Annotated in this window: 25 protein-coding genes and 1 rRNA gene; 17 read left to right on the top strand and 9 right to left on the bottom strand. The window is 72.0% G+C overall.

The annotated features are described in order from the left end of the window. Window positions 1–143: 143 nt before the first annotated feature. From rrf to ACFYXV_RS06170, 9 genes are all read left to right on the top strand, one after another. Window positions 144–261 (top strand): 5S ribosomal RNA (gene rrf / locus ACFYXV_RS06210). A gap of 79 nt (window positions 262–340) precedes the next feature. Beyond that, on the top strand, window positions 341–994 hold the full coding sequence (locus tag ACFYXV_RS06205; RefSeq protein WP_385471688.1) for an HAD family hydrolase: 654 nt from the start codon (window positions 341–343) through the stop codon (window positions 992–994). 43 nt (window positions 995–1,037) lie between these two features. Next, on the top strand, window positions 1,038–2,264 hold the full coding sequence (locus ACFYXV_RS06200) for an MFS transporter (RefSeq protein WP_385471691.1): 1,227 nt from the start codon (window positions 1,038–1,040) through the stop codon (window positions 2,262–2,264). Then, window positions 2,236–3,384, top strand: coding sequence for an acetoin utilization protein AcuC (locus ACFYXV_RS06195; RefSeq protein WP_389382130.1), 1,149 nt, complete (start codon window positions 2,236–2,238; stop codon window positions 3,382–3,384). The genes ACFYXV_RS06200 and ACFYXV_RS06195 overlap by 29 nt, the downstream gene beginning before the upstream one ends. Window positions 3,385–3,476: 92 nt before the next feature. Then, window positions 3,477–4,307 (top strand): phosphatase, encoded by an 831-nt coding sequence (locus tag ACFYXV_RS06190; RefSeq protein ID WP_385471809.1) that lies wholly within the window; start codon window positions 3,477–3,479, stop codon window positions 4,305–4,307. Between the two features lie 114 nt (window positions 4,308–4,421). Then, a complete protein-coding gene (locus ACFYXV_RS06185; RefSeq protein WP_158708561.1) occupies window positions 4,422–4,631 on the top strand; it encodes a helix-turn-helix domain-containing protein in 210 nt (69 codons plus the stop codon). Window positions 4,632–4,771: 140 nt separating this feature from the next. Further along, entirely contained in the window at window positions 4,772–4,870 is a 99-nt protein-coding gene (locus tag ACFYXV_RS06180) for a 30S ribosomal protein bS22 (protein WP_003948845.1), read from the top strand. A gap of 93 nt (window positions 4,871–4,963) precedes the next feature. After that, complete coding sequence (locus ACFYXV_RS06175; protein ID WP_385471696.1) at window positions 4,964–6,043, top strand: NAD-dependent epimerase/dehydratase family protein; 1,080 nt, start codon at window positions 4,964–4,966, stop codon at window positions 6,041–6,043. Further along, the gene (locus tag ACFYXV_RS06170; RefSeq protein WP_385471699.1) at window positions 6,043–7,032 is read left to right on the top strand and encodes a lysophospholipid acyltransferase family protein; all 990 of its coding nucleotides are present in this window, start codon (window positions 6,043–6,045) and stop codon (window positions 7,030–7,032) included. The genes ACFYXV_RS06175 and ACFYXV_RS06170 overlap by 1 nt, the downstream gene beginning before the upstream one ends. A gap of 63 nt (window positions 7,033–7,095) precedes the next feature. On the opposite strand, the gene ACFYXV_RS06165 is transcribed toward ACFYXV_RS06170, so the two are convergent. The 3 genes from ACFYXV_RS06165 to ACFYXV_RS06155 all read right to left on the bottom strand — a co-directional run bounded on the left by ACFYXV_RS06165 (window position 7,096) and on the right by ACFYXV_RS06155 (window position 10,818). Further along, window positions 7,096–8,289: a DUF5667 domain-containing protein gene (locus ACFYXV_RS06165; protein ID WP_385471702.1), complete on the bottom strand. Its 1,194-nt coding sequence runs from the start codon at window positions 8,287–8,289 to the stop codon at window positions 7,096–7,098. A 289-nt stretch (window positions 8,290–8,578) separates the two neighbouring features. After that, window positions 8,579–9,394, bottom strand: coding sequence for an ECF subfamily RNA polymerase sigma factor, BldN family (locus ACFYXV_RS06160; protein ID WP_030160715.1), 816 nt, complete (start codon window positions 9,392–9,394; stop codon window positions 8,579–8,581). Window positions 9,395–9,804: 410 nt separating this feature from the next. Continuing rightward, window positions 9,805–10,818: an HAD family hydrolase gene (locus ACFYXV_RS06155; protein WP_389382096.1), complete on the bottom strand. Its 1,014-nt coding sequence runs from the start codon at window positions 10,816–10,818 to the stop codon at window positions 9,805–9,807. A 107-nt stretch (window positions 10,819–10,925) separates the two neighbouring features. Between ACFYXV_RS06155 and ACFYXV_RS06150 the strand changes: the two genes are divergently transcribed. The 6 genes from ACFYXV_RS06150 to ACFYXV_RS06125 all read left to right on the top strand — a co-directional run bounded on the left by ACFYXV_RS06150 (window position 10,926) and on the right by ACFYXV_RS06125 (window position 18,065). Beyond that, complete coding sequence (locus ACFYXV_RS06150; protein ID WP_383351019.1) at window positions 10,926–11,204, top strand: glutaredoxin family protein; 279 nt, start codon at window positions 10,926–10,928, stop codon at window positions 11,202–11,204. 273 nt (window positions 11,205–11,477) lie between these two features. Continuing rightward, a complete protein-coding gene (locus ACFYXV_RS06145) occupies window positions 11,478–12,326 on the top strand; it encodes a redox-sensing transcriptional repressor Rex (protein WP_385471710.1) in 849 nt (282 codons plus the stop codon). Beyond that, complete coding sequence (locus ACFYXV_RS06140; protein ID WP_389382095.1) at window positions 12,323–14,023, top strand: glutamyl-tRNA reductase; 1,701 nt, start codon at window positions 12,323–12,325, stop codon at window positions 14,021–14,023. Before ACFYXV_RS06145 ends, ACFYXV_RS06140 begins: the two co-directional genes overlap by 4 nt. Next, on the top strand, window positions 14,020–14,988 hold the full coding sequence (gene hemC, locus ACFYXV_RS06135) for a hydroxymethylbilane synthase (RefSeq protein ID WP_383351025.1): 969 nt from the start codon (window positions 14,020–14,022) through the stop codon (window positions 14,986–14,988). The genes ACFYXV_RS06140 and hemC overlap by 4 nt, the downstream gene beginning before the upstream one ends. Beyond that, entirely contained in the window at window positions 14,985–16,652 is a 1,668-nt protein-coding gene (locus tag ACFYXV_RS06130) for a uroporphyrinogen-III synthase (protein ID WP_385471717.1), read from the top strand. Before hemC ends, ACFYXV_RS06130 begins: the two co-directional genes overlap by 4 nt. Window positions 16,653–16,811: 159 nt before the next feature. Beyond that, window positions 16,812–18,065 (top strand): HEAT repeat domain-containing protein, encoded by a 1,254-nt coding sequence (locus ACFYXV_RS06125; protein WP_389382093.1) that lies wholly within the window; start codon window positions 16,812–16,814, stop codon window positions 18,063–18,065. Between the two features lie 15 nt (window positions 18,066–18,080). Here ACFYXV_RS06125 and ACFYXV_RS06120 read toward each other — a convergent pair whose 3' ends face one another. The 3 genes from ACFYXV_RS06120 to ACFYXV_RS06110 form a co-directional block, all read right to left on the bottom strand. Next, window positions 18,081–19,664 carry an alpha/beta hydrolase gene (locus ACFYXV_RS06120; RefSeq protein WP_389382092.1) on the bottom strand — a complete coding sequence of 528 codons (1,584 nt, stop codon included), beginning with the start codon at window positions 19,662–19,664 and terminating at the stop codon, window positions 18,081–18,083. An 82-nt stretch (window positions 19,665–19,746) separates the two neighbouring features. After that, window positions 19,747–19,932 carry a DUF397 domain-containing protein gene (locus tag ACFYXV_RS06115; protein WP_389382091.1) on the bottom strand — a complete coding sequence of 62 codons (186 nt, stop codon included), beginning with the start codon at window positions 19,930–19,932 and terminating at the stop codon, window positions 19,747–19,749. Then, window positions 19,929–20,714, bottom strand: coding sequence for a helix-turn-helix domain-containing protein (locus tag ACFYXV_RS06110; RefSeq protein WP_389382090.1), 786 nt, complete (start codon window positions 20,712–20,714; stop codon window positions 19,929–19,931). The genes ACFYXV_RS06115 and ACFYXV_RS06110 overlap by 4 nt, the downstream gene beginning before the upstream one ends. Before the next feature lie 151 nt (window positions 20,715–20,865). Between ACFYXV_RS06110 and ACFYXV_RS06105 the strand changes: the two genes are divergently transcribed. Next, the gene (locus ACFYXV_RS06105; RefSeq protein ID WP_383501188.1) at window positions 20,866–21,288 is read left to right on the top strand and encodes an ATP-binding protein; all 423 of its coding nucleotides are present in this window, start codon (window positions 20,866–20,868) and stop codon (window positions 21,286–21,288) included. Between the two features lie 42 nt (window positions 21,289–21,330). Next, a complete protein-coding gene (gene hemB / locus ACFYXV_RS06100) occupies window positions 21,331–22,332 on the top strand; it encodes a porphobilinogen synthase (RefSeq protein ID WP_383351037.1) in 1,002 nt (333 codons plus the stop codon). A 213-nt stretch (window positions 22,333–22,545) separates the two neighbouring features. On the opposite strand, the gene ACFYXV_RS06095 is transcribed toward hemB, so the two are convergent. The 3 genes from ACFYXV_RS06095 to ACFYXV_RS06085 are packed head-to-tail and all read right to left on the bottom strand — an operon-like array spanning window position 22,546 to window position 24,445. After that, window positions 22,546–22,857, bottom strand: coding sequence for a hypothetical protein (locus ACFYXV_RS06095; protein WP_382992305.1), 312 nt, complete (start codon window positions 22,855–22,857; stop codon window positions 22,546–22,548). Continuing rightward, on the bottom strand, window positions 22,854–23,420 hold the full coding sequence (locus ACFYXV_RS06090; RefSeq protein WP_389382089.1) for a serine O-acetyltransferase: 567 nt from the start codon (window positions 23,418–23,420) through the stop codon (window positions 22,854–22,856). The genes ACFYXV_RS06095 and ACFYXV_RS06090 overlap by 4 nt, the downstream gene beginning before the upstream one ends. A 14-nt stretch (window positions 23,421–23,434) precedes the next feature. Continuing rightward, window positions 23,435–24,445, bottom strand: a complete 1,011-nt coding sequence (locus tag ACFYXV_RS06085) for an isopenicillin N synthase family dioxygenase (protein WP_389382088.1) — start codon at window positions 24,443–24,445, stop codon at window positions 23,435–23,437. Window positions 24,446–24,456: the final 11 nt, after the last annotated feature.

Below are 24,456 nucleotides of genomic sequence, written 5' to 3'. Positions count from 1 at the left end.
CCAGATGTGGAAGCCCGGTAACGGGTGGAGCTGACTGGTACTAATAGGCCGAGGGCTTGTCCTCAGTTGCTCGCGTCCACTGTGTTAGTTCTGAAATAACGAACAGCTGTGTCAACACCAGCATGTTCTAAATTTCATAGTGTTTCGGTGGTCATAGCGTTAGGGAAACGCCCGGTTTACATTCCGAACCCGGAAGCTAAGCCTTTCAGCGCCGATGGTACTGCAGGGGGGACCCTGTGGGAGAGTAGGACGCCGCCGAACAATCATTGTGAAAAGCCCCGCACCTTCTGGTGCGGGGCTTTTCTGCGTTTAAGGGCACTTTTTGCGTAGGGTCGTGGGCATGGGCTATGACCTCATCATCTTCGACAACGACGGCGTACTGGTGGACAGTGAGCCGCTCGCCAATGCGATCCTCGCCGGCTATCTCACCGAGCTGGGGCACCCCACCACGTACGAGGAATCGATCCGCGACTACATGGGTGCCGCCGTGCACCGCGTCCACGACCTCGTGTTCGAGCGGACCGGGGAGCGGTTGCCGGCCGAGTTCGACGAGACCCTCCACGCGCGGACCTTCGCCGCGTTCGAGCGGGAGCTGTCGCCGGTCGCCGGAGCCGTGGACGTGCTCGGGGCGCTGACCGCCCACGGGGTCCCGTACTGCCTCGCCTCCTCCGGAAGTCACGAGCGGATCCGGGTCGGGCACCGGGCGGCCGGGCTCGACGGGTGGTTCGAGGAGGAATGGATCTTCAGCTCGCAGGACGTGGGGAAGGGCAAGCCGGCCCCCGATCTGTTCCTGCACGCGGCCCGGTCCATGGGGGTCGAGCCCGCGCGGTGCGTGGTGGTCGAGGACAGCCCGCTCGGGGTCCGGGCCGCGGTCGCCGCCGGAATGGACGTGTACGGGTTCACCGCGATGACCCCTGCCGAAAGGCTCGCCGGGGCCACCGGACTCTTCGGCGGGATGAAGGAGCTGACGGGGCTTCTGGAACTCCCCGTGTGATCTCTCTACCCACGGGTAGCCCGCGGGCCTACGCTGTGCCGCCATGACAGAAGACGTTCGGCTGCGCCGGGGGCGGGGCTCCCTGGGGTTCAGCTTCTTCGTGCAGGGCGTGACCTTCGCCCTCCTCGTGACGCGGATCCCCGCCATCCAGGACCGGTACGGGATATCCGACGGGCTGCTGCCCGCCTTCCTCGCCGCCGTGCCGATCCTCGCCGGCGTCTCCAGCGTGGCCACCGAGCACCTCGTGAAGAGGGTCGGGCCGGCCACCGTACTGCGGTGGGCGCAGCCGCTCGTCCTGCTCGCCCTGCTGGGCGTCGGGGCCGGTACGCAGATGTGGCACGCGGCGGTGGCGCTGGGGGCGTTCGGGCTGTCGGTCGGTGCGCTCGACGCCTCGATGAACATGCTCGGGGTCAGCCTGCAGCGGGCGTACGGGCGCAGCATCATGCTCGGCTTCCACGCCGCGTACAGCCTGGGCGGGATCCTCGGGGCCTCCGCGGCCTGGGCCGGGGCGCACTGGCACCTGTCGCTGTTCACCTCGTACCTGCCGGCCGTGGTCGTGCTGCTGCCGCTCGCGTTCCACGGCAGCCGCTTCTACGTCGACGGGAAGGACGAGGGCGCCGAAGTCCCCGAGAAGGGGCTCGGGGCGGGCGGGTTCCGGCTGCTGCTGCCGCTGTGCCTGGTGATGGCGTGCGCGTACATCGGGGATTCGACGGTCTCGAACTGGAGCGCCAAGTACCTCCAGGACGTGCTGGGGAGCTCGGAGCAGCTGGCGACGGTCCCGTACAACGTCTACATGGTGACCACGCTGATCGGGCGGGCCGTCGGGGACCTGGGCGTGCGGCGCTTCGGGGCGGTGGCCGTCGTGCGGATCGGGACGGTGGTCGCGGCCGGCGGGTTCGCGGTGGTGGCGGCCGCGCCCGGTGCGTGGACGGGGATGCTCGGGTTCACGCTGCTGGGGATCGGGCTGTGCGTGATCGTGCCGCAGACGTTCGCCGCGGCCGGCCGGCTCTTCCCCGGGGCCTCCGACACCGCCATCGCGCGGCTGAACATCTTCAACTACGTCGGCTTCCTGATCGGGTCGCCGCTCGTCGGCGGGATCGGGGACGCCTGGAGCTACCGGGGCGCGATGCTCGTGCCGATGGCGCTGGTCCTCGTGACACTCTTCCACGCCCGCTCGTTCGGCGCGGAGGGCGCCCGATACGGTGTCGGGCATGAGCGGCGAGCCGGTGACCGGGCTGTTGATGTGGGACGAGGCGGTAACGGGGTATGACTTCGGACCGAGCCATCCGATGGACCCGGTGCGCCTGGCGCTGACCATGGGCCTGGTGCGTGCCTTCGGGCTGGACCGGGAGATGGAGGTACGGGCGGCCCGCGCGGCCGGTGACTCCACGCTGCGCCTCGTCCACCGGGAGGATTACGTGGCCGCGGTGCGCGAGGTGTCGGCGGACCCGGGGGCGGCCGACGGGTCGTACGGGCTGGGGACGGTGGACGACCCGGCCTTCCGCGGGATGCACGAGGCCTCGGCGCTGATCGCGGGGCAGTCGGTGGCGGCGGCGGAGGCGGTCTGGCACGGGGAGGCCGGGCACGCGGTGAACTTCGCGGGCGGGCTGCACCACGCCATGCCGGGCGGGGCGGCCGGGTTCTGCGTCTACAACGACGCGGCGCTGGCGATCGCGCGGCTGCTGGAGCTGGGGGCCGAGCGGGTCGCGTACGTGGATGTGGACGTGCACCACGGGGACGGGGTCCAGACGGTGTTCTGGGACGACCCGCGCGTGCTGACGATCTCGCTGCACGAGCATCCGCGCACGCTGTTCCCGCAGACCGGCTGGCCGGAGGAGACGGGCGGGCCGGCCGCGGAGGGTTCCGCGGTGAACGTGGCGCTGCCCGCCGGGACCGGGGACGAGGGGTGGCTTCGGGCCTTCCACGCGACGGTGCCGGAGCTGTTGGAGGAGTTCCGGCCACAGGTGCTGGTGACCCAGCACGGGGCGGACACGCACTTCGAGGACCCCCTCGCCCACCTGGCGGTGTCCCTGGACGCGCAGCGGGCGGTGCAGGAGGCCTGCCACCGGCTCGCGCACGAGTACGCGGACGGCAGGTGGGTGGCGCTGGGCGGCGGCGGATACGCGGTCGTCGACGTCGTACCGCGGTCGTGGACGCACCTGGTGGGGATCGCGGCGCACCGTCCGGTGGATCCGCTGGCCGCGGTGCCGCAGGCGTGGCGCGACGAGGTGTACGCGCGGACGCGGCAGCCGGCTCCGGCGCGGATGACGGACGGGCGGACGGCGCAGTGGCGGGACTGGGAGGCGGGCTACGATCCGGCCGACCGGATCGATCAGGCCGTTCTGGCGACGCGGCGGGCGGTGTTCCCGTTGCGCGGCCTGCTCGCCTGAGGCCCGGGCGGGGCGCAGCATCGTTACGCCAACGGTGGGGCTGTTCCCCGGAATTGATGACCGGTCCGGTGGTGTGCGGCAGCATCGGAGGGGTGTTGAGCACCGCCGCGCTGCGTGCGCATCTGCTGGCCGCCCGGTTGGCCGGGCCCGTCGCCACGTCGCGGGAGGTGAGCCTGCGCAGCTACCGGTTGTTCGCGGCGCGGGATCCGCGGGTGCTGCTGGGGCTGGATCCGGAACGGGGCTGGGGCGAGGGTGACCTGCTGAGGCTGATGGCGGTCAAGTGCGGGGTCTCGGCGGATCCCGCGCACGTCAAAGGGCCTGACGCGATCGATCCGGAGCTGACGCTGGCGGGCTTGGAGGCCTTCGCGGGGCGGTTGCGGGAGGCGGCCGGGGCGCGGTCGCCCGTGCTGTTCGGGACGGGTCATCCGCACCGTCTCCTGGGGTTCTACGCCAGTTTGGCCCGCGCGCTGTCGGCGGTGGGATGTGTTGTGCTCACCCCGGCGCAGGGGGCGAGTGTCGACATGGCGACCCGGTTCGGCGTACGCAGGCACAGCATCGATTACGTACGGGGAGTCGCGTTGGTGCGGGAACCCGGCGCGCGGCCGCCGGGGAGTGCCACCGGCGTGCACACCCATTCACCCCTGCCGGTTCGGATCGCGCTGGGGGCCCTCGCGGAGGCCGGCGGGCCGTTGCCGGAATTGGTGGTGGGGGATCACGGGTGGGTCTGCGGCGCAGGTCAGCTCGGTGTGGAGGCGATCGGGCTGGCGGATACGGACGACCCGGCGCTGTTCGTCGGCGAGGCTGAGGGGCGGGTGGCGGTGGCCGTTCCGCTTGATGACGCGGTGCGCGCGGACTACTACAGACCACTGATTCGCTATGTACTCGATCGGGCGAGACTGCCGGGTGCGCAGGAGTGGCCGTAGCTCCTCTTCCCCACTCGTATCACACGCCCCTACTCTGGGGAGTGAGCGTGCGACGACGAGGAGTAACCGGAGGGGAAGCCGGTGCCCGTCATGCGCGGAAGGTCAAGGTGTGTCATGGCTGCTGGCGAGAGGCCTCTCAGTGAGGTCGTGTTCCTGACCGTGGCAGAGGTTGCCTCGGTGATGCGAGTGTCGAAGATGACCGTGTACCGCTTGGTGCATAACGGTCATCTGCCCGCGATCCGGGTGGGCCGGTCCTTCCGGGTCCCCGAAAACGCGGTTCACGAGTACCTCCGAGAGTCGTATGTGGGGGTGGAGTCGGCCTGAGATTGACCCGCGGTGTCCCTCGGATTACGGGCTCGGAGCTCGGGCGGGTAGGCTAGGCCGACGTAGGTCGTGTGGGCCCAGACGCCCCGCACCGATCCCCGCTAGCGCGGGGATGTTCCGAGAAGTGAGCGAGGGTAGTCGTGGGCTCTGTTATCAAGAAGCGGCGCAAGCGGATGGCTAAGAAGAAGCACCGCAAGCTGCTCAAGCGCACCCGCGTCCAGCGCCGTAACAAGAAGTAAACGGCAGCTGTACGTGTTCTCCGCAGCCCCTCCACCAGACTTTGGTGGAGGGGCTGCGGTGTAGCCGGGGACGACGAGGAAGGCGCGGAGCTCGTGGGGAAGGTCGTGCTCGTAACCGGGGCTGCCCGGCAGCTGGGGGGTCGCTTCGTGCGGCGCATCCAGCGTGATCCCGAGGTCGGTCGGGTCATCGCGGTCGACGCCGTGGCGCCGCCGCACCGGCTGGGGTCGGCGGAGTTCATCCGTACGGACATCCGGCAGTCGTCGATCGCCCGGGTGCTCGCCGAGCACGCCGTGGACACGGTGGTCCATCTCGCCGTGACCGGCGGCGGTGCGGGCGCGGGCGGCACGGGCAGTGCCGTCAAGGAAACCAACGTCATCGGCACGATGCAGCTGCTCGGAGCCTGCCAGAAGTCGCCGACGGTACGGCGGCTCGTGGTGAAGTCCAGTACCAGCGTGTACGGGGGCGCCTCGCGGGATCCGGCCGTTTTCACGGAGACCACGCAGCCCAAGTCGCTGCCGGCGGGGGGCTTCGCCAAGGACGCCGTCGAGGTGGAGTCCTACGTACGGGGCTTCGCGCGCAGGCGGCCGGACGTGGCGGTGTGCGTGCTGCGCTTCGCCAACATCCTGGGGCCGTACGCGGACTCCGCGCTCGCCGAGTACTTCTCGATGTCGGTGATGCCGACGGTGCTGGGCTACGACCCGCGGCTGCAGTTCGTGCACGAGGACGACGTCCTGGACGTGCTGCGGCTGGCGGCGGGGGAGCCCGGGCGCGGGACGCTGAACAGCGGGACGTTCAACATCGCGGGGGACGGGGTGCTGCTGCTGTCGCAGTGCGCGCGCCGGCTGGGGCGGCCGACGGTTCCGCTGCTGCTGCCCGCGGTGACGTGGGTGGGATCGGCGCTGCGGGCGGTGGGCGTCACCGATTTCTCGCCGGAGCAGATCAGACTGCTGACGCACGGGCGGGTCGTGGAGACGTCCCAGATGCGGGAGGTGCTGGGATTCAAGCCCCTGTACACGACCGCCGAGACGTTCGCCGATTTCGCGCGCAGCCGTGGGAAGGGGCTGCTGCCGCCGGAGCGGGCGGGGCGGGCCGTGGACCGGGTCGCCGCCGCCCTGAAGGCGGACAGCTTGAAGGTCGGGGTTGCCGGAGCCGAAGAGGGAGCGCAGCGATAGTGGCGGACGCCAAGGTCATTCCGTTCGACGAGGAGCGGCCGCGCCGGCGGGTCGCCGGGACCCGGAGGGTGCGGGCGGTGCCCGCTCCCGCCGAGGAGCCGGCGGGAGAGCCGGCCGTGGCGGAGCCCGCCGCCGCGGAGTCCGGCGGGGCCGCCTGGGACCGGCGGATCGCCGGCGGGCTGGCGTTCCTGCGGCGCCGGGTCACCGGGGACTACGAGGTCGACGAGTTCGGCTACGACAAGGAGCTGACGGACCAGGTCCTGATGTCCTTGATGCGGCCTTTGTTCGACAAGTACTTCCGGGTCGAGGTCAAGGGCATCGAGAACATCCCGGCCGAGGGCGGCGCGCTGATCGTGGCGAACCACTCGGGGACGCTGCCGCTGGACGGGCTGATGATGCAGGTGGCGGTCCACGACCACCACCCGGCGCAGCGGCACCTGCGGCTGCTGGCGGCGGACCTGGTGTTCATGCTGCCGGTGGTGAACGAGCTGGCGCGCAAGGCCGGGCACACGCTGGCGTGCTCGGAGGACGCGCAGCGGCTGCTGGAGGCCGGTGAGCTGGTCGGGGTGATGCCGGAGGGCTTCAAGGGGATAGGGAAGCCGTTCGGAGACCGGTACAAGCTCCAGCGGTTCGGGCGGGGCGGGTTCGTGTCGACGGCGCTGCGGGCGGGGACGCCGATCGTGCCCTGCTCGATCGTCGGGGCCGAGGAGATCTACCCGATGGTCGGCAACGCCAAGACGGTGGCCAGGCTGCTGGGGATCCCGTACTTCCCGATCACGCCCACGTTCCCGTGGCTGGGGCCGTTGGGGGCGGTGCCGCTGCCGACGAAGTGGACGATCCAGTTCGGCGAGCCGATCGCGACGGACGGGTACCCGCCGGAGGCGGCGGAGGACCCGATGCTGATGTTCAACCTCACGGACGAGGTCCGCGAGCGGATTCAGCACACCCTCTACAAGCTGCTGGTGCAGCGGCGGTCCGTGTTCTTCTGATCCCGCACGTACGGCGCAGGCCCTCAACCCCCGGTCGGGGCTGAGGGCCTGCGCCGTGCCGTGTTACTCCGTGTCCTCCGCCTGGATGCCCAGGCCCGGGAGCAGGCCCGGGAGGAGGGGCGGCAGGGTGATCTCCGGTGCCACGCGCTCCGGGGAGGACGAGGGCGCCGGGGTCTGGCCCGCGGGCGGGTGGAGGAGGTCCCCCGTGCCGCCCAGGAGTCCGCCGGGGGCGGGTGAGGACTTGCCGCCGGTGGGTGCGGGCGGGGTCGGGCTGGCCGAGGGCTCACCCGCCGCCGGTGCGCTCTGGTGCTGTCCGGCCGGTGCGCTCGGCTTGGCCGGGGCGCTCGATCCGCGGGCCTGCTCCGGGGGCTTGGGGAGCAGGCTCTGGAGGGGCGCCACGTCATCGTCTATGGCCTGGAAGACCGATTCGACCTCCCCGCCCACGTCGGTGAGCTGCGCGGGGAGCTTCTCCCGGAGCCGGCCCCACGCGTCGCGGTGGGAGCGGGAGAAGGACGACAGGGCCTGGATCGGGCCGAGCGAGCCGTCCCGTTCGTAGGCCGCCTGGAGCAGTCGGTGGCCTTCGGCCGCGTCGTGCTTCATACCGTCGAGGGCCCGGCGGATCGCGCCGAGCGACTCGTGGTCCAGGGTGCCCGACCGGCCGCGCTCCATCAGCCTGCGGGCCTCCGACAAGCGGTTGGAAGCCTGGTCGAGGTAGAGCTCGCCCCGGTCCGCGTCCTCGTCGGCCATCCCCAGCTTCAGGTCCTCCATGCCCCGCTTGACGGGGTAGAGGGAGTCACCGGGCAGGGCGTCCGTGCTGGCAGCGGCCACTCCGCTGAAGGCCCCGGCGGCCACACCCACGGTGAGGCCGCCCGCTGCGATGCCCTTGGACCAGCGGGAGCGGGGCCGCAATTTCCGGAGCGATGTCGCCCGGTGGGCGCCGCGGCCGGTCCGCTGCTCGGGCACCTGAGGGTCCGAGGCGGCACTGCCCCCGGCCCTCTCTTCCATCACCATGGCCTCCATGGCGGCCACGAGCTGTGCTCGTTGCACCACTTTGACCTCGGGGTCCAGCACCGGGCGCGGCATACGTTCGCCGAGCGCGCTCGCCAGGGCCAACAACCGGACGTGGTCGGCAGGTTCGGCAGGTGCCTCGGACTGCTCGGCCGCCGGGTCCGGTTCCGAAAGGTCGGATGGGGTCCGATCCTCCAGGGCCTGGGCGAAGGCGTTCGCCCGCCGGTGCGGAGTCACGTTCGCGATCACTGGCGGCACCTCCTCTCGTCATGACGATCGACTCCCCAAGGTGTCCGGAAGGTTGCCTTCCTTGAGCACATCCACACTTTCGAGTGAGCGGCTTCGGGCAGGGCGTGTCCACAGGGAGCCTGCATCCCGCACAACGAGCGGCGCGGCACTTGGGTTACGGACGAAGGATGATCGGACCACAGCGTCATCGAGGGGTCACCGGTTGTGTGGATTGTCAGGAGGGTCGGAAGGTGTGGGGGGCGTGGGGGAGCCGGGTGGTGCGCGGGTGTGGCGGTGCGCGGCGCGGAGGTCAGCGGGCGTCGTCCGGGAGCAGGCGGGCCAGGGTGCGGACGGCCCGGTACTGGAGCGTCTTGATGGCGCCCTCGTTCTTCCCCATCACCCGGGCGGTCTCGGCGACCGACAGGCCTTGGAGGAACCGCAGGGTCACGCATTCCTGCTGCTGGGGATTGAGTTTGCGGACGGCTTCCAGCAGGGCGGCGTTGGAGAGGGACTCCAGGACGGAGTCCTCGGGGGATCGTTCCACCTCGTTCGCGTCCAGCATCTCGCCCGTGGTCACTTCGAGGCGGAAGCGACTGGATTTGAAGTGGTCCGCGACCAGGTTGCGGGCGATCGTCACGAGCCAGGCGCCGAAGTCGCGGCCCTGCCAGGTGAAGGTGGAGATGCGGCGCAGGGCGCGCAGGAAGGTCTCACTGGTGAGGTCCTCCGCGGTCGCCTTGCCGCCGACGCGGTAGTAGATGTAGCGGTACACCGTGTCGCTGTACTGGTCGTACAGGCGGCCGAAGGCCTCGGCCTCGCCGGCCTGGGCGCGCTCGACCAGGTCCATCATGCGGGCCTGGTCGCTGTCCGCGGTGGGGCGGCGGGCGGCGGGCGCGCTCGTTCCGCTTGCGGCGGTGCCGGCACCTCCTCCCGCGCGACCGCGTCTGCCCACCGTCGCTCCGCCGTCGGTCAGGGCATAGCAGGGACCGGCCGGGCCGAGGCCGGCAGGGACCGCGGCGGCGAAGGCGGGGACGGCGTACGCGGTGGGGACGAAGCCGCGCAGGTGGTCGAGGACCGTTGCGCGCAGCGTAGCCAGGCCCGAGGCGTCAACCCCGACAGGTGGGTACACGGGACTCCCAGAGGCAGAGCTTCCATCACGTGCAGTGCGGGACCGTTCACCCGTCGTGGCGACAGATGAGCGGTGGCATGCGTTTGAGGAGAATAACGCTTCGTACAGGCAGCGCTACACCCAGTTGCTCAAATCACCGATTCCGACACATCTGTTGCGTGTCGAAGGCATATTCGGTCGCAATTGGTGATCGGTTCTTGATCGGTTGGGTGCGCGGAATGGGCGCTTCCACAGTGGCTCGCGACCGAGTCGGGCAGCCGGGAGTGGTGCTCCGGACGCGGGGGTAGAGGTCGGGGAATGTCTACCCGCGCGAGGGTCCGCGGGTACGCGGAAAGCCGCCCGGCGGGCGGCCGGGCGGCTTTCCGCGCAGGCGGCGGCCGGGTGGCGGCCCCGCCGTGGTGTGCCGCGGGTTACTTGCGGCGGCGGTGCAGGGCGATCGCGGCGGCCGCGCCGCCCGCGATCGCGCCGACCCCGGCGGCCGCCGGGACCCCGACCTTCACGGCCTTGCGGCCGGTCCGATAGTCGCGCAGCCGCCAGTCGTGTGCACGGGCATGCTTGCGCAGTTTTGTATCGGGATTGATCGCGTACGGATGTCCGACCAGCGACAGCATCGGAATGTCGTTGTGCGAATCGGAGTACGCGGCGCAGCGTTCGAGGTCGAGTCCCTCGGCGGCGGCCAGGGCGCGGACCGCCTCGGCCTTCGCGGGTCCGTGCAGCGGCTCGCCGACGAGCCGGCCGGTGTAGATGCCGTCCACGGACTCGGCGACCGTGCCCAGCGCCCCGGTTAGGCCCAGGCGGCGGGCGATGATCGTGGCCGTCTCCACGGGCGCGGCCGTGACGAGCCAGACCTTCTGGCCGGCGTCGAGGTGGGCCTGGGCCAGGGCGCGGGTGCCCGGCCAGATCCGCTCGGCCATGTACTCGTCGTAGATCTCCTCGCCGATCGACATCAGTTCGGAGACCTTGTGGCCCTTGACGATGGAGAGGGCGCTGTCGCGGGCGTCCTGCATGTGGTCGGGGTCCTCGACCCCGGCGAGCCGGAACCAGGCCTGCTGCCAGGCGAAGCGCGCGAGTTCGCGGCGGTCGAAGAACTGGCGCTTGTAGAGGCCGCGGCCGAAGTGGAAGATCGCGGCGCCCTGCATGACGGTGTTGTCGAGGTCGAAGAAGGCGGCGGCGAGGTCGTCGCCGGCGACGGGGAACTCGGGCTCGGCCGGTTCCGCTTCCTCGGCTGCCTCCGCTGCCGCTGCCGCCTCCGCTGCCTCCGCCTCGGCGGCCTCGTCGGAGCCGGCCGGCGGTCCGGCGTCCGCGTCGATGCCGTCGAGGCCCTGCGCGGTCTTGCGGGCGGCCTCGGCCGAGGCCTCGCCTGCCAGCACGCTCCGCGCGGTTGCGGAGCGCCTACGGGGGGTGAGCCATCCCAGAGCGGCCATGACGCGAGCATAGCCATTGTGTTCGGGAGTTCCCGAACCCGCCGGATGCCGGGGGCGTGAACTCTTCGGTGCCTTGGTGTTACGCGGCGGCGCGGGAGAATGGGGGCATGAGCCCTTTGCTGCGCCGTAAGGAAAAGAAGCGTCCCGGGGAGCGGTTGGTCACGCTCATCGGGAAGCCGGGGTGCCATCTGTGCGACGACGCCCAGGAAGTGATCGAGAAGGTCTGCTCGGAAGTCGGAGCACAGTGGGAGAAGAAGGACATCTCGCAGGACGAGGAGCTCTACCGGCTGCACTGGGAGCAGATCCCCGTGGTGCTCGTGGACGGCGAGCAGCACACCTTCTGGAGGGTGAACCCGGACCGGCTGCGCCGCGCATTGGAGGGCTGAGCCTCCGGCCGGTTACCATCATGGGCGATTTGTGGGGTCTCGGGGGCGTATCGATGAGGAGTGTGTACCGTTTTGCCCCCCTCGGGATTTGAACGGGTTCGGCGTGTTGTGGGTTCCCGTCCTGGGGGCCCGAGCTGCGTGACCCCGGTCACTTTGCTCGGACAAAGCGGACACAATCTTTGTGCACGCGTTCACAAAGACATAGCCTGCATTCGACGGGGCGGTCTTGGGACAAGTGACCGCCTGCAGCCCCGCTCATCCCGCAGGAGCATCGTGGCAACTGGCCGAACTCACCGACCGGCGACCCGCAGCCGAGGTATTCCCGAGGCCACTGTCGCCCGGCTTCCGCTGTACTTGCGCGCACTCACCGCGCTCTCCGAGCGATCGGTGCCCACGGTGTCCTCCGAGGAGCTCGCGGCGGCGGCCGGAGTCAACTCCGCCAAGCTCCGCAAGGACTTCTCCTACCTGGGCTCGTACGGGACCCGCGGCGTCGGCTACGACGTCGAGTACCTCGTCTACCAGATCTCCCGCGAACTGGGCCTGACCCAGGACTGGCCGGTCGTCATCGTCGGCATCGGCAACCTCGGCGCGGCCCTGGCCAACTACGGCGGCTTCTCCGCGCGCGGGTTCCGCGTCGCGGCGCTCATCGACGCCGACCCCGCGATGGCGGGCAAGCCGGTCGCCGGCATGCCCGTGCAGCACACCGATGATCTGGAGAAGATCATCTCGGAGAACGGCGTCTCGATCGGCGTGATCGCGACCCCCGCGGGCGCGGCCCAGCAGGTGAGCGAGCGGCTGATCGCCGCCGGTGTCACCTCCATCCTGAACTTCGCGCCGACCGTGCTGTCGGTGCCGGACGGCGTGGACGTGCGCAAGGTCGACCTCTCGATCGAGCTGCAGATCCTGGCCTTCCACGAGCAGCGCAAGGCGGGGGAGGAGGCGGCCGCGGCGGGCTCTGCCCCGGCGTCTTCCGCCCCCTCCGGTGACGAGGCCGGCGCCGAGGCCGCCGGCGGTGCCGGTGCGGCCCCCGCCGCGGCCGTCGAGCCGCCGGCCGGGCGGGCCGCCGCCGTCGCACGCAAGAACGGCCCCGAGGGCGACGTTCCGGCGGTGATGCCGGCATGAGTCTGCTCGTCGTGGGACTGAGCCACCGCAGCGCGCCGGTGAGCGTGCTGGAGCGGGCCTCGCTGTCCGTCGATGCCAAGGCCAAGCTGCTGCACGACACGCTCGCCGCGGAGCCGTCGGCGGAGGCCGCGGTGCTCGCCACGTGCAACCGGATCGAGCTGTACGCGGACGTGGACAAGTTCCACGCCGGTGTCGCCGAGCTGTCGACGCTGCTCGCGCAGCACAGCGGCGTGGCGCTGGAGGAGCTCACCCCGTACCTCTACGTGCACTACGAGGACCGGGCGGTGCACCACCTGTTCTCGGTGGCGTGCGGGCTGGACTCGATGGTGGTCGGCGAGGGCCAGATCCTCGGGCAGATCAAGGACGCGCTGGCGCTGGGGCAGGAGCTCCACACCGCCGGGCGCCTGATCAACGACCTCTTCCAGCAGGCGCTGCGCGTGGGCAAGCGGGCGCACTCCGAGACCGGGATCGACCGGGCCGGGCAGTCGCTGGTGACGTTCGGGCTGGAGCAGCTGGCCGTGCACCTGCCGGTGGACGCCTGGGCCAAGGGCAAGCGGGCACTGGTGATCGGAGCCGGCTCGATGTCCTCGCTGGCCGCGGCGACGCTGGCGCGGGTCGGCGTGGCCGAGGTCGTGGTGGCGAACCGGACCGCGGAGCGGGCGGAGCGCTTGGCCGAGATTCTGGTTGCCTCGGGCACCGGGGTGCGCGCGCGTTCCGTCGCGATGTCGGCCGTCGCCGATGAACTCACACGTGTCGACGTGGTCATCTCCTGCACCGGGGCCACCGGGCTGGTGCTGACCGCCGAGGACGTGGCCGCGGCGATGGGTCCCGCCGGGCTCCTCCCCGCGCCCTCCCTTCCCGGCTCCCCGGGCTCCGCCCAGGCCCCCGCGCCTCACACGCCGGCAGGGCTGGAAACCGTCGACGCCGGCGTCCTCGCGCGGCTCGTGGCCGCCGCTGCGGCCGGGGTGCGGCTGGCCGACGGCGGGGTCGCGCGGACCATCGCGCCCCAGACCGGCGAGCGCGACGGGTGCCCCGTCGAGGTGCTCGCCGGGGACGGGCGGGCCGCGCTCACCGGGGTCGACGCCAACTCCCTCGAACTCCACGGCACATGGGCCGACCAGGGCGAGGCCGCCGCGCAGCGGCAGCCCCGCAGGGGCGCCCGCAGCCAGGTCGACGTGGCGCCCGTACGGCTGGCCCTGCTGGACCTGGCCATGCCGCGCGACATCGACGCCGCCGTGCACCGGATCCCGGGCGTACGGCTCGTCGACATCGAGTCGCTCGCGGAGGCCTCGGCCGACGCGCCGATGGCGGCCGACGTGGACGCCGTACGCGGGATAGTCGCCGAAGAGGTGGCCGCCTTCGGCGCCGCGCAGCGGGCCGCGCACATCACGCCGACCGTCGTCGCCCTGCGGGCGATGGCCGCCGAGGTCGTGGCCATGGAAGTGGCGCGCCTCGACGGACGGCTCCCGGACTTGGACGAACGGCAGCGGGCCGAGGTCACCCAGACCGTGCGCCGCGTCGTCGACAAGCTCCTGCACGCGCCGACGGTGCGCGTCAAGCAGCTCGCCAGCGAACCCGGGGGCGCCGGGTACGCGGAGGCACTGCGCGAACTCTTCGATCTCGACCCGCAGACGGTGGCCTCCGTCAGCCGGGCGGATGCGGCAGACAAGAACGACGACTCAGGACGGGCATCATGAATCCACGTCTCGACCAGCCCCTGCGGCTGGGCACGCGGCGCAGCAAGCTGGCCATGTCCCAGTCCGGACATGTCGCCGACGCGGTACGGGCGGTCACCGGCCGGCCCGTCGAGCTCGTGGAGATCACGACGTACGGTGACGTGTCCCGTGAGCACCTCGCGCAGATCGGCGGCACCGGCGTGTTCGTCACGGCGCTGCGCGACGCGCTGCTGCGCGGTGAGGTCGACTTCGCCGTCCACTCGCTGAAGGACCTGCCGACGGCGCAGCCCGAGGAGCTCGTGGTCGCGGCGATGCCGCTGCGCGAGGACCCGCGCGACGCGCTCGTCGCCCGTGACGGTCTGACCTTCGAGCAGCTGCCCGACGGCGCCCGCATCGGTACCGGTTCGCCGCGCCGCACCGCGCAGCTGAACCACTACGCGCGCGCCCTCGGCAAGCGCATCGAGACGGTCGCCATCCGCGGCAACGTCGACACCCGGATCGGGTTCGTGCGCGACGGGGAGCTGGACGCCGTCGTCCTGGCCGCCGCCGGGCTGAACCGGATCGGCCGCGGTGACGAGGCGACCGACCTGCTGTCCGTGGACTGCGTGCTGCCGGCTCCGGGCCAGGGCGCCCTGGCCGTGGAGTGCCTCGCGTCCGACGCGGAGCTCATCGCTTCGCTCGCCGAGCTCGACGACCCGCACACCCGGGCCGCCGTGACCGCCGAGCGTTCCCTGCTCGCCGCCCTGGAGGCGGGCTGCAGCGCGCCCGTGGGCGCGCTCGCCGATCTTCTGGCCGACGGCCAGGTTGTCAATGAAATGCGCCTGCGCGGCGTCGTCGGAACCCTCGACGGCTCGACGCTGGTGCAGCTGTCCACCACCGGTCCCGTGCCCCAGTCGTACGACGAGGCCATGGCGCTCGGCCGCGAACTCGCGGACGAGATGCTGGCCAAGGGCGCGGCCGGTCTGATGGGGGAGCGATCGCTTTGAACCCCTCACGTCCGACCACCTCCGCTTTTCCGGTCGCCGCCGCGCACGGGCACGTCACCTTCCTCGGTGCCGGCCCCGGTGACCCGGGTCTGCTGACGCTCCGCGCCGTCGAGGCGCTCGCGGCCGCGGACGTACTGATCGCGGAGCCCGAGGTGCTCGATGTCGTACGCACGCACGCGCGTGCGGGAGTGGACACGCCGCAGCTGACGATCGCTGACGAAGTGTCAGCAGCCGCCGGTGTCCCGGTGATCCGAGATGCCGCCAATCTTGTCATGGAGGCCGCGCGCTCCGGCAGGCGGGTCGTCCGTGCCGTCACCGGCGACCCCGGGCTCGACGGCAACGCGGCCGAGGAGATGCTCGCCTGCGCGAGCGAGGGGATCCCCTTCGAGGTGGTGCCCGGTGTCGCGACCGCGGTGGGCGTGCCCGCGTACGCGGGTGTGCCGCTGAGCGGCAAGCAGGGCGCCGACGTGCGCTTCGTGGACGCGCGCAACGCCTCCGCGCGCTGCTGGAGCGAGGTCGGTGCCAGCGACGGCACCCTCGTCGTCTCGGCGACGCTGGAGACCGTCGCGAGCGCCGCCGCCGAGCTGGTGTCCGCGGGGCGGGGGCCCGAGACCCCGCTCACGGTGACCGTCGCCGGTACGACGACCCGCCAGCGGACCTGGAACGCCACCCTGGGGACGATCGCCCAGGTGTTCAAGCAGGGCAAGGTGCTCCCGTCGCCCGAGGGCGCCCGGCCGGTCATAGCCGTGGTCGGTGAGCAGGGCGCCGCCGCGCGCCGCGATGAGCTGGCCTGGTTCGAGTCGAAGCCGCTGTTCGGCTGGCGGGTCCTCGTACCGCGCACGAAGGAGCAGGCCGCCTCGCTCTCCGACCAGCTGCGTTCGTACGGTGCGGTGCCGCACGAGGTGCCGACCATCGCCGTGGAGCCGCCGCGCACCCCGCAGCAGATGGAGCGGGCCGTGAAGGGGCTCGTCACCGGACGCTACGAGTGGATCGCCTTCACCAGCGTCAACGCGGTGAAGGCCGTACGCGAGAAGTTCGAGGAGTACGGGCTCGACGCCCGGGCCTTCGCGGGCATCAAGGTCGCCGCCGTGGGCGAGCAGACCGCCGCCGCGCTGGTGGAGTTCGGCGTCAAGCCGGACCTGGTGCCGAGCGGGGAGCAGTCCGCTGCCGGGCTGCTGGAGGACTGGCCGCCGTACGACCCGGTCTTCGACCCGATCGACCGCGTGTTCCTGCCGCGGGCCGACATCGCGACCGAGACCCTGGTGGCCGGGCTGATAGAGCTGGGCTGGGAGGTCGACGACGTCACGGCCTACCGGACCGTGCGCGCGTCGCCGCCGCCGGCGGACACGCGCGAGGCGATCAAGGGCGGCGGCTTCGACGCCGTTCTCTTCACCTCGTCGAGCACGGTGCGCAACCTGGTGGGCATCGCCGGCAAGCCGCACAACGTCACCGTCATCGCGTGCATCGGCCCGGCCACGGCCAAGACGGCGGAGGAGCACGGCCTGCGGGTCGACGTCCTGTCGCCGGAGCCGAGCGTGAGCAAGCTGGCGGAGGCGCTGGCCGAGTACGGTGCGGCCCGCCGCGAGGCGGCCAAGGAGGCCGGCGACCCGGTGTCCCGCCCGAGCGAGCGCCGCCCGGGCGCGCGGCGGCGTCGTACGACGTGAACGGCTTAGGCGGCCGGACGCGGTCCGGAGCAACGGCCGAGGGGCCCGGGTGCACACGCACCCGGGCCCCTCGCGTTTCGTAATCCCGTTGTGCGGCGGGCCCCGTCCGGAAAGGATCACCGCCGGACGGAGCGGGGATGCGGGGGAGCGGGGGAGCGGATGACGGACGGGGATGCGGCCGGGGAGGACGGCCTGGAGGCGCTGTGCGCGGCGGTGGAGGTCCATGACTTCGTCGCGGCCGAGGCCCTGGTGGAGGCGGGGGCCGATCCGGACCGGGTTCTGTCGGACGGTACGACCCCGCTGCTGCGGGCCGTCGAGGGCGGTTCGCCGGCGGTTGTCCGTGCGCTGCTGGGCGATGACGCGCGCCTGCGGCTGCCCGAGACAGAGCGAGCAAGGCTCCTGGAGGCGGCCCGGCGGTGGTACGAGGAGGGCGCGCAGGCCCGGCTGCGGCGGCTGACGGGGGAGGCCGGCCCGGCGCGTACGGCGTGGGCCGATGAGGCGGAGTGCGAAGGCGTGCCGGAGGTGGTCCTCGGCGGGCGGAGCGTCCGGGCGGGACACGGCGCGGTCCTGACCCTGCTGGAGTGGGAGTTCCGCGTCCTGGCCCCGGTGGCCGAGCTGGTGGCCCGCGGGGTCCGCTTCCCGGAGGAGGACCACGTGGACCGCAACGCCTCGCTCCAGGTCCTGAACAGCCGGCGCAGCGCGCATACCTGGGCCGAGGCGGTGGCCTTCCGCCACGATCGGGATCCTCGGCGGCGGGCCTTCACGGTCGACGTGGTCCGATGGCAGTTGTGGTTCTTGAGCCAGACCGCGCACGCGGGCTGGTACGAGAAGGAGTGCAAGCGGATCCTCGTCGAGTGGGAGCCCGGGGAGACCGACGCGGAGGTACTGGGCGGCGTCCTGGGAGCCCTGGCCGAGACGGACGCCCCCGGCCTGGACGACATCGGGTTGCGGCGCGCCGCACATCCGGACCCGGGGGTGCGGCGCCGGGTGCCGGGCCTCTTCCGCCCGCCGCTCTCCCCGGACGTGCGGCGGGCGCTGCGCGACCTGTGCCGCGACGGGGACGGCGCGGTACGCACCTCGGCCGCCGAGGTGCTGGCTGGGGAACCGGGGGAGGAGGACCGCGAGCTGCTGTCGGACCTGCTGGGGGATCCGGACCCGGAGGTCGTGCGCCGTACTGTCCGTGCCCTCGGGCGGGCCGCCGACGGTCCGCCCGAGACGGCGGAGCTGCTGGTGCGGTGCCTCGACTCCGCGGATCCGGACGTCCGGCTGAGCGCTGCGTACGGTCTGGCCGTACGGGACGACCCGCGCACCCCCGGCGCCTACGCGCGCATCGGCCCGCTGGGCCCCGAGTACGAGCACGACCACCGGGCGGACGGGCTGTGGCGCTGGCGGTACCGGAACGAGACGGACTAGATCGCTCTCCGCCGGTCAGGAGAAGGGGATCCGGTCCGGGCGGCAGACCGTGCCGGGGGGCGGGAGCGTCCCGTCGACGAGGTAGCGGCTCTCGTACGCGCTGATGCAGCTGCTCGCGTTGTTGAACAGCGCGGTGTGCCCGTACCCGTCGTTCGTGAGCAGACGGGCGTCCGCCAGCTCACGGGCCATGGCCTCGGCCCCCGCGTAGGGAGTGGAGGGGTCGTAGCGGGTCCCGATCACCAGGACGGGCCGGGCCGTGGGCTTGTCCCACGGGCCCTCGTACGTGGCGGCCGCCCGGGCCGGCCAGGTGGCGCAGGGCTCCGCCGCCCACGTCCAGTAGCGTCCCGCGTCGCCGGCCCGCCGGGCGCTCTCCTCCTCCAGGGCGTGGTACGCGGCGGGGTCGCGCGGGTTGGGGCTGTCGGCGCACCACACGGCCGCCGCCTGCTCGTCGCCGAGGTACGGGTTCGGCTCCGCGACCGGGGGCGGCGGCGGAGCCACGGCGGGCTGCGGGGGGCGGCCCTGCGACAGGTCCTGGAGCCGCCCGGCGAGGGCCTGCCAGCCGGGGTCGACGATGTAGAGGCTGCTCACCGTGTCGGCGACGGTCCTGGCGTACGTCCACGGGCCCACCGGGTGCTCCCGCAGCTGCCCCATCAGCCGGTCGAACTTCTCGCGGGTGGCCTGCGGGCTGCCAGCCGAGAAGGCGCAACGGGTCGTGGGCGCCGATCCGCACAGGGTGAGGAACCGGTCCAGCGTGGCGGCGGCCGTGCGGTCCGATCCCATGCGCAGGAGGGTGGTGGTGCGGGGATCGTCCTGTCCGGGGGTGCCGGTCCAGGCCTTGGGGTCGATGTTGCTGTCGAGGACCATGGTGCGGATCTTGTCGGGGAAGAGGTTGGCGTAGGTGGCGCCGAGGACGGTCCCGTAGGAGACGCCCAGGTAGTTCAGCCGCGGTTCGCCCACCGCCCGGCGGAGCAGGTCGAGGTCCCGGGCGGTGTCGGCGGTCGACACGTGGCGCAGCAGGTCCGGGTCGCGCTTCTCGCAGCGCCGGCCGAGGTCCGCGTAGGCGTCGATCGACGCCTTGCGTTCCTGAGCGCCGACGGGGAAGCCGGCGGGCGGGCGGGCCGCCCAGGCCTTGGCCTCCTCGGGGGTCGCGAAGCAGTTCACGGCGGTGCTGTTGCCGATGCCGCGCGGGTCCCAGCTGACGATGTCGAAGCGCTCCCGCACTTCCTTCGGGAAGCCGTCGTAGAACTGCGGCACCTGGACGGTCCCGGGGCCGCCGGGCCCGCCGGGGTTCACGAACAGCGTGCCGATGCGCCGGTCGGGGTCGGTGGCCCGGTGCCGGACGACCGCAAGGTCGATGCTGCGGCCCGCGGGCGCGGCGTGGTCGAGCGGCACCTTGGCGGTGGCGCAGTCCCACGGGCTGCCGGGCTTGCACGGACTCCAGTCCAGGCGCGGAACGCCGCTCGCCGGAGGCGGCGGGGAAGGGGCTGCGGCGCGTGCGGCGGCGGGCCCGGGGCCGGTGAGCAGCACCGAGCAGGCCAGCGCCGCGGTGAGGATCGCGGCACGGCGCCGGCGGCCGGCTGTGGCGACTGATGCGGACATGATCCGCCCTCCTCCGTCACCACCACGAAACCGCGGATCGCCCGCACGCGCTACCGGAGGAGGCCGCGGCGGAGGTCGAAGCTCAGGAACGCACCCAGCGGGTGAGCCGCGTCCAGGCGGCGGGGGCGAGGGCGAGCGTCGGCCCGTCGGGGACCTTGGAATCCCGGACGTGGACGGTGTGGGAGCAGGTGCAGGTGGCGACCTCGACGCAGGCGCCGCCTTGGTCGCTGCTGTAGCTGGACTTGAACCACTTCAGTGGGGTGCTCATGTCTCTCCTAGCAACCGGTCCAACAGGTCCTTCGTCTGAACGAAGTTGAGGGCCTGTGACCGCAGCATCGCATACTTCTGAGCAAGGATGCTGACCTCATTCGGGTCGCGTACGAGGAGGCTGCCGCGCTGGGATTCCGAGTAGGCGAGCCGCTGAAAATCGGGTGTCTCCAGCAGGATGAACGGACCTGAGAGTCCTGCGTGCTTCGTCATCCCCATGGGCAGGACCTGGAGGGAAATGCCGGGGGAGTCTGCGCAGTCACGAAGGTGGCGCAGCTGGTCCCGCCAGATGACGTCGCCGCCGAGCCGGTCTCGCAGGACCGGCTCCCACAGGACGAAGCTGAGCGTCGGGGGAGTCGCGCGGCGCAAGATCCTCTGGCGCTTCATCCTCAGTGCGGTCTGGAGCCCGATCTTCTCCTCGCCGATGTACGGAACATGGCACCCGAACACCGCGCGCGCGTACTCCTCCGTCTGGAGCAAGCCGGGCACGATCAACGTGTCGTACCAGGACAGTGCCAGAGCTTCTGCCTCGCGCTCCATGTATTCCTCGGCCCAGGCAGGGATCGTGTCGACTTCTGGCAGGCGATTGGCGGCCACTGTGAGGATGCCCGGCAGGCCGAGGAGCCGGTCCATCTTCTCGGCGACGTGAGGCATGAGAGTCCGTCGACCTTGTTCGATGGAGGCGACCGTCTCGACGTCTATGTGCAGCGCTTCGGCGAAGGCCCGCTGTGTCAGTCCTTTGGCGATGCGCGCGGTGCCGACCTGTGCCCCGACCAGCTTCATCGAGGATTCGTTGGGGCGCTGCTTCCTGCGTGGTGGCATACCTGTGAACTCCCCGAGTGCGCATGAGAGATACCGGTGCCGACTCGTACTCTTCAAGGAGTACGGGTTGCTCGTCTTGCTCACGCTAATCACGCAACGCGACGATCACCTCGTGAACGTGGAAATCCATCCGGCCATGCTGCGTGAGCGGTACTTCCCCCGCAGCCGCCAATCCATCGGCTCCAGCAGGGAGTTCGCGGCGGTGACACTTGACGCGTGGGGTGTCACACGCCGTCGGGACGACCTGTTGCTCTGCGTGAGCGAGCTCTCCACCAACGCCCTGCTGCACGGTGTCCCGCGCGGCCGGCACTACCGGCTTCGGCTGCTGCTCTTCGAGGGCCTCGTCAGGGTCGAGGTGGCCGACAGCGGGGGCGGTCTGCCGCACGTGAAGGAGCGGGACGCCGCTGCCGAGGGCGGGCGGGGGCTGCTCCTGGTGGCGGCCCTCGCCGAGCGGTGGGGGGTCGGGCCGCGCCTGCCCGGCAAGGTGGTGTGGTGCGAGCTCGCCGTGACGGGCCACCCGCACGGCACCCCCTAGGCTGGAGGCGACTGCTGTCCAGGCTCGAAGAGGCGACTGAGTATGAGCGCGTACGGATCCTTCCCCGGCTCGCGGCCCCGCCGGCTGCGCACCACCCCGGCGATGCGGCGGATGGTCGCGGAGAACCGGCTGCACCCCTCCGACCTGATCCTGCCCGCCTTCGTCCGCGAGGGGATCTCCGAGCCGCTCGCGATCTCGGCGATGCCGGGGGTCGTCCAGCACACCCGTGACACGCTGCGGAAGGCCGCCGTGGAGGCCGTCGAGGCGGGCGTCGCGGGGATCATGCTCTTCGGCGTCCCGGCCGACGAGAACAAGGACGCGCTCGGCACGGCGGGCACGGAGCCCGACGGGATCCTCCAGGTCGCCATCCGCGACGTGAAGGCGGAGGTCGGCGACGACCTCGTCATCATGTCGGACCTGTGCCTGGACGAGTACACCGACCACGGCCACTGCGGAGTCCTCGACGAGCACGGCCGCGTCGACAACGACGCCACGCTGGAGCGGTACGCCGAGATGGCGCAGGTCCAGGCCGACGCGGGCGTCCACGTGGTGGGCCCGAGCGGGATGATGGACGGTCAGGTCGGCGTGATCCGTGACGCGCTCGACGAGACCGGGCACGAGGACGTCTCGATCCTCGCGTACACCGCGAAGTACTCGTCCGCGTTCTACGGTCCGTTCCGCGAGGCCGTCGCCTCCTCCCTCCAGGGCGACCGCAAGACGTACCAGCAGGACCCGGCGAACGCGCGGGAGTCCCTGCGGGAGCTGGCGCTCGACCTGGAGGAGGGCGCGGACATGGTGATGGTCAAGCCGGCCGGCCCCTACCTGGACATCCTGTACCGGGTCGCGCAGGCGGTGGACGTACCGGTCGCCGCGTACCAGATCAGCGGCGAGTTCGCGATGGTGGAGGCGGCTGCGGAGAAGGGCTGGATCGAGCGCGACCGCGCCATCCTGGAGACCCTGCTCGGCATCAAGCGGGCCGGCGCCGACACGATCCTGACGTACTGGGCGACGGAGGTCGCGGGCTGGCTGCGCGAGGCGCGCTGACCTTCCGGGCCGGGGCTCCGCCGGAGCCCCGGCCCCGTTCTAGGGGGTGTCGTCAAAGTAGCTTCGTCCGCCCGTGAGGGCGGGGTCGGCGGGGTCTGGTGCGTGTGATCGCAAGGCGGAGGAGGGAGGCGACGCTCGCGTCGTCGACCGACGACAACGCCGCGAGCGCGCGTGCCAGGCCCCGCCGACCAGAAGGGACTTTGACGACACTCCCTAGCGGCGGTTGACCGACGCGAGCAGGGCCTGGGCCGAGGCCAGGCCCGCCGCGTCGCGGCCGTTTCCGGCGAGGCTGTACGTGATCTCGGCGAGCAGGAGCGAGAGCCTGCCGTCGCTCGCCCGGGTCAGCGGTTCGGAGCCCTCCCACACGGCGTCCCGTACGGCGTGCTCGGTGATGCAGCCGACCGGCTCGGCGGCCGTCAACAGGCGCCGGGTGATGACGCGTTCGAGGTCGGTGGGCATCCAGTCGCCCGTGTCGAGGTCCTTGGCGAGTTCGAGGGTGCGCTCTCTGAGGGTGGCCGGCGTCATGCGGTGCTCCTTGAGTGGTGGGCGGCTTCTCGGACGGGATCGATGCGGACCGCCCTGCCGGGGGCGGGGAGATCGCGCAGGATGAGGGAGTGCGCGCGGATCCGGTTGCCGGGGGCGATGGTGACCGGGCCGAGCACGGAGGCGCCGACGCCGATCAGGACGTCGTCGCCGATGACGGGGTGGCGGCGTACGCCGGGCTCGGGGGCCCGGGACCAGCCGCGCGATCCGAGGGTCACCCCGTGGTAGAGCGTCACGTCGTCGCCGACGCGGGCGGTCTCGCCGATGACCACGCCGAAGCCGTGGTCGATGAAGGCCCGCCGGCCGATCCGCGCCCCGGGGTGGAGCTCCATGCCGGAGAGCAGGCGGCCGGCGAGCGTGATCAGTCCGGCGGCGAAGCGGTGGTCGCGCAGGTGGAGGCGGTGCGCGACCCGGTGGAGGGCCAGTCCGTGCCAGGGCGAGTGGAGCAGGGCGTCGCGCAGGCGCGGGCGGGAGGGGTCGCGGGCGACGACCGTGTCGAGGTCCTCGCGGATCTGCCGCAGGACGGAGAGCGGCCGCGGGGACACGCGCTCGGCGCCCCTCACGGCCGGGCCGCCGCGGCGTGCTGGGAGTGCTGGGCGTGCTTCGTGTGCCGCGACGGCCGGGTGTGCCGGGTGTGCTGGGAGTCGAGGCGGTTGATCCGGTACATCGTGCGCTGGAACAGGTCCTGCGCGGTCAGGGCCGGGTAGCGGTCGGGCTCGCCGTCGGTCGCGGCGCCGCGGAGAGTGGAGAGCACCGTCCACGGGGTGGGGTGGCAGAACTGCACGATGGAGAGCCGGCCGCCGCTCTGCCCGGGGGCCGCCACGACGCGGTGGACGGCGGCGCGGGCCCGGCCTCCGGTGAGCCGTTCCAGGACCATGCCGACGTTGAGGACGGTGTAGCCGTCCGGTGCCTCGACCGGGGTCCACTCGCCGTCGATGAGGACTTCGAGTCCGGCGGCGGTGGCCCGGGGCAGGGCGGTGATCAGGTCGAAGTCCTGGTGCTCCACCATCCATACGTGATCGGCGGAGGGGGCCTGCTCCATCGGCGGGTACCAGGTGGCCCGGTTGACGACGGGGCCGTCCTCCAGCATCTCCTCGAAGTAGCCGGGGGCCGCGCCGAGCGCCCCGGCCAGCCTGCGGACGACGTCGAGCTGGAAGGCGGCCGTCCGCAGGTGGAGTTCGCCCAGGGCGGCGCCGATCCCGGGGACCAGGTGGTCGGGGAAGTACGGCTGCGGGTAGCGGGCGGGGTAGCGCTCGCGCAGCGGGTGGGCCTCGGGCAGCGGGGCGCCCCAGTGGAACAGCTCCTTCCAGTCGGGTGCGCGGCCCTTCTCGCCCTGCTCGACGAGAGGCGGGAGGTAACCGGACTGCCCGTTGGAGCCGGGCACCCGGCAGTCCGCCTTGGCCTCGGCGGGCAGCTCGAAGAACGCGCCGAGCATGGCGTACGCCTCGTCCAGCAGGCTCTCCGGCACCGTGTTGCGCACCAGGAAGAATCCGTCGCGCAGGGCGCTCCGGACGTGCTGGTCGTCGGCCGCGCCCGGGGTCCGGTCGTCGAGTGCGATCTCCTTGAGCATCTCCGGTCCCT

The sequence above is a fragment of the Streptomyces sp. NPDC002181 genome, from assembly GCF_042890485.1.
Taxonomy (GTDB): domain Bacteria; phylum Actinomycetota; class Actinomycetes; order Streptomycetales; family Streptomycetaceae; genus Streptomyces.
Note: the sequence above shows the minus strand (reverse complement) of the source record. Positions and strands in the feature narration are given on the sequence as shown.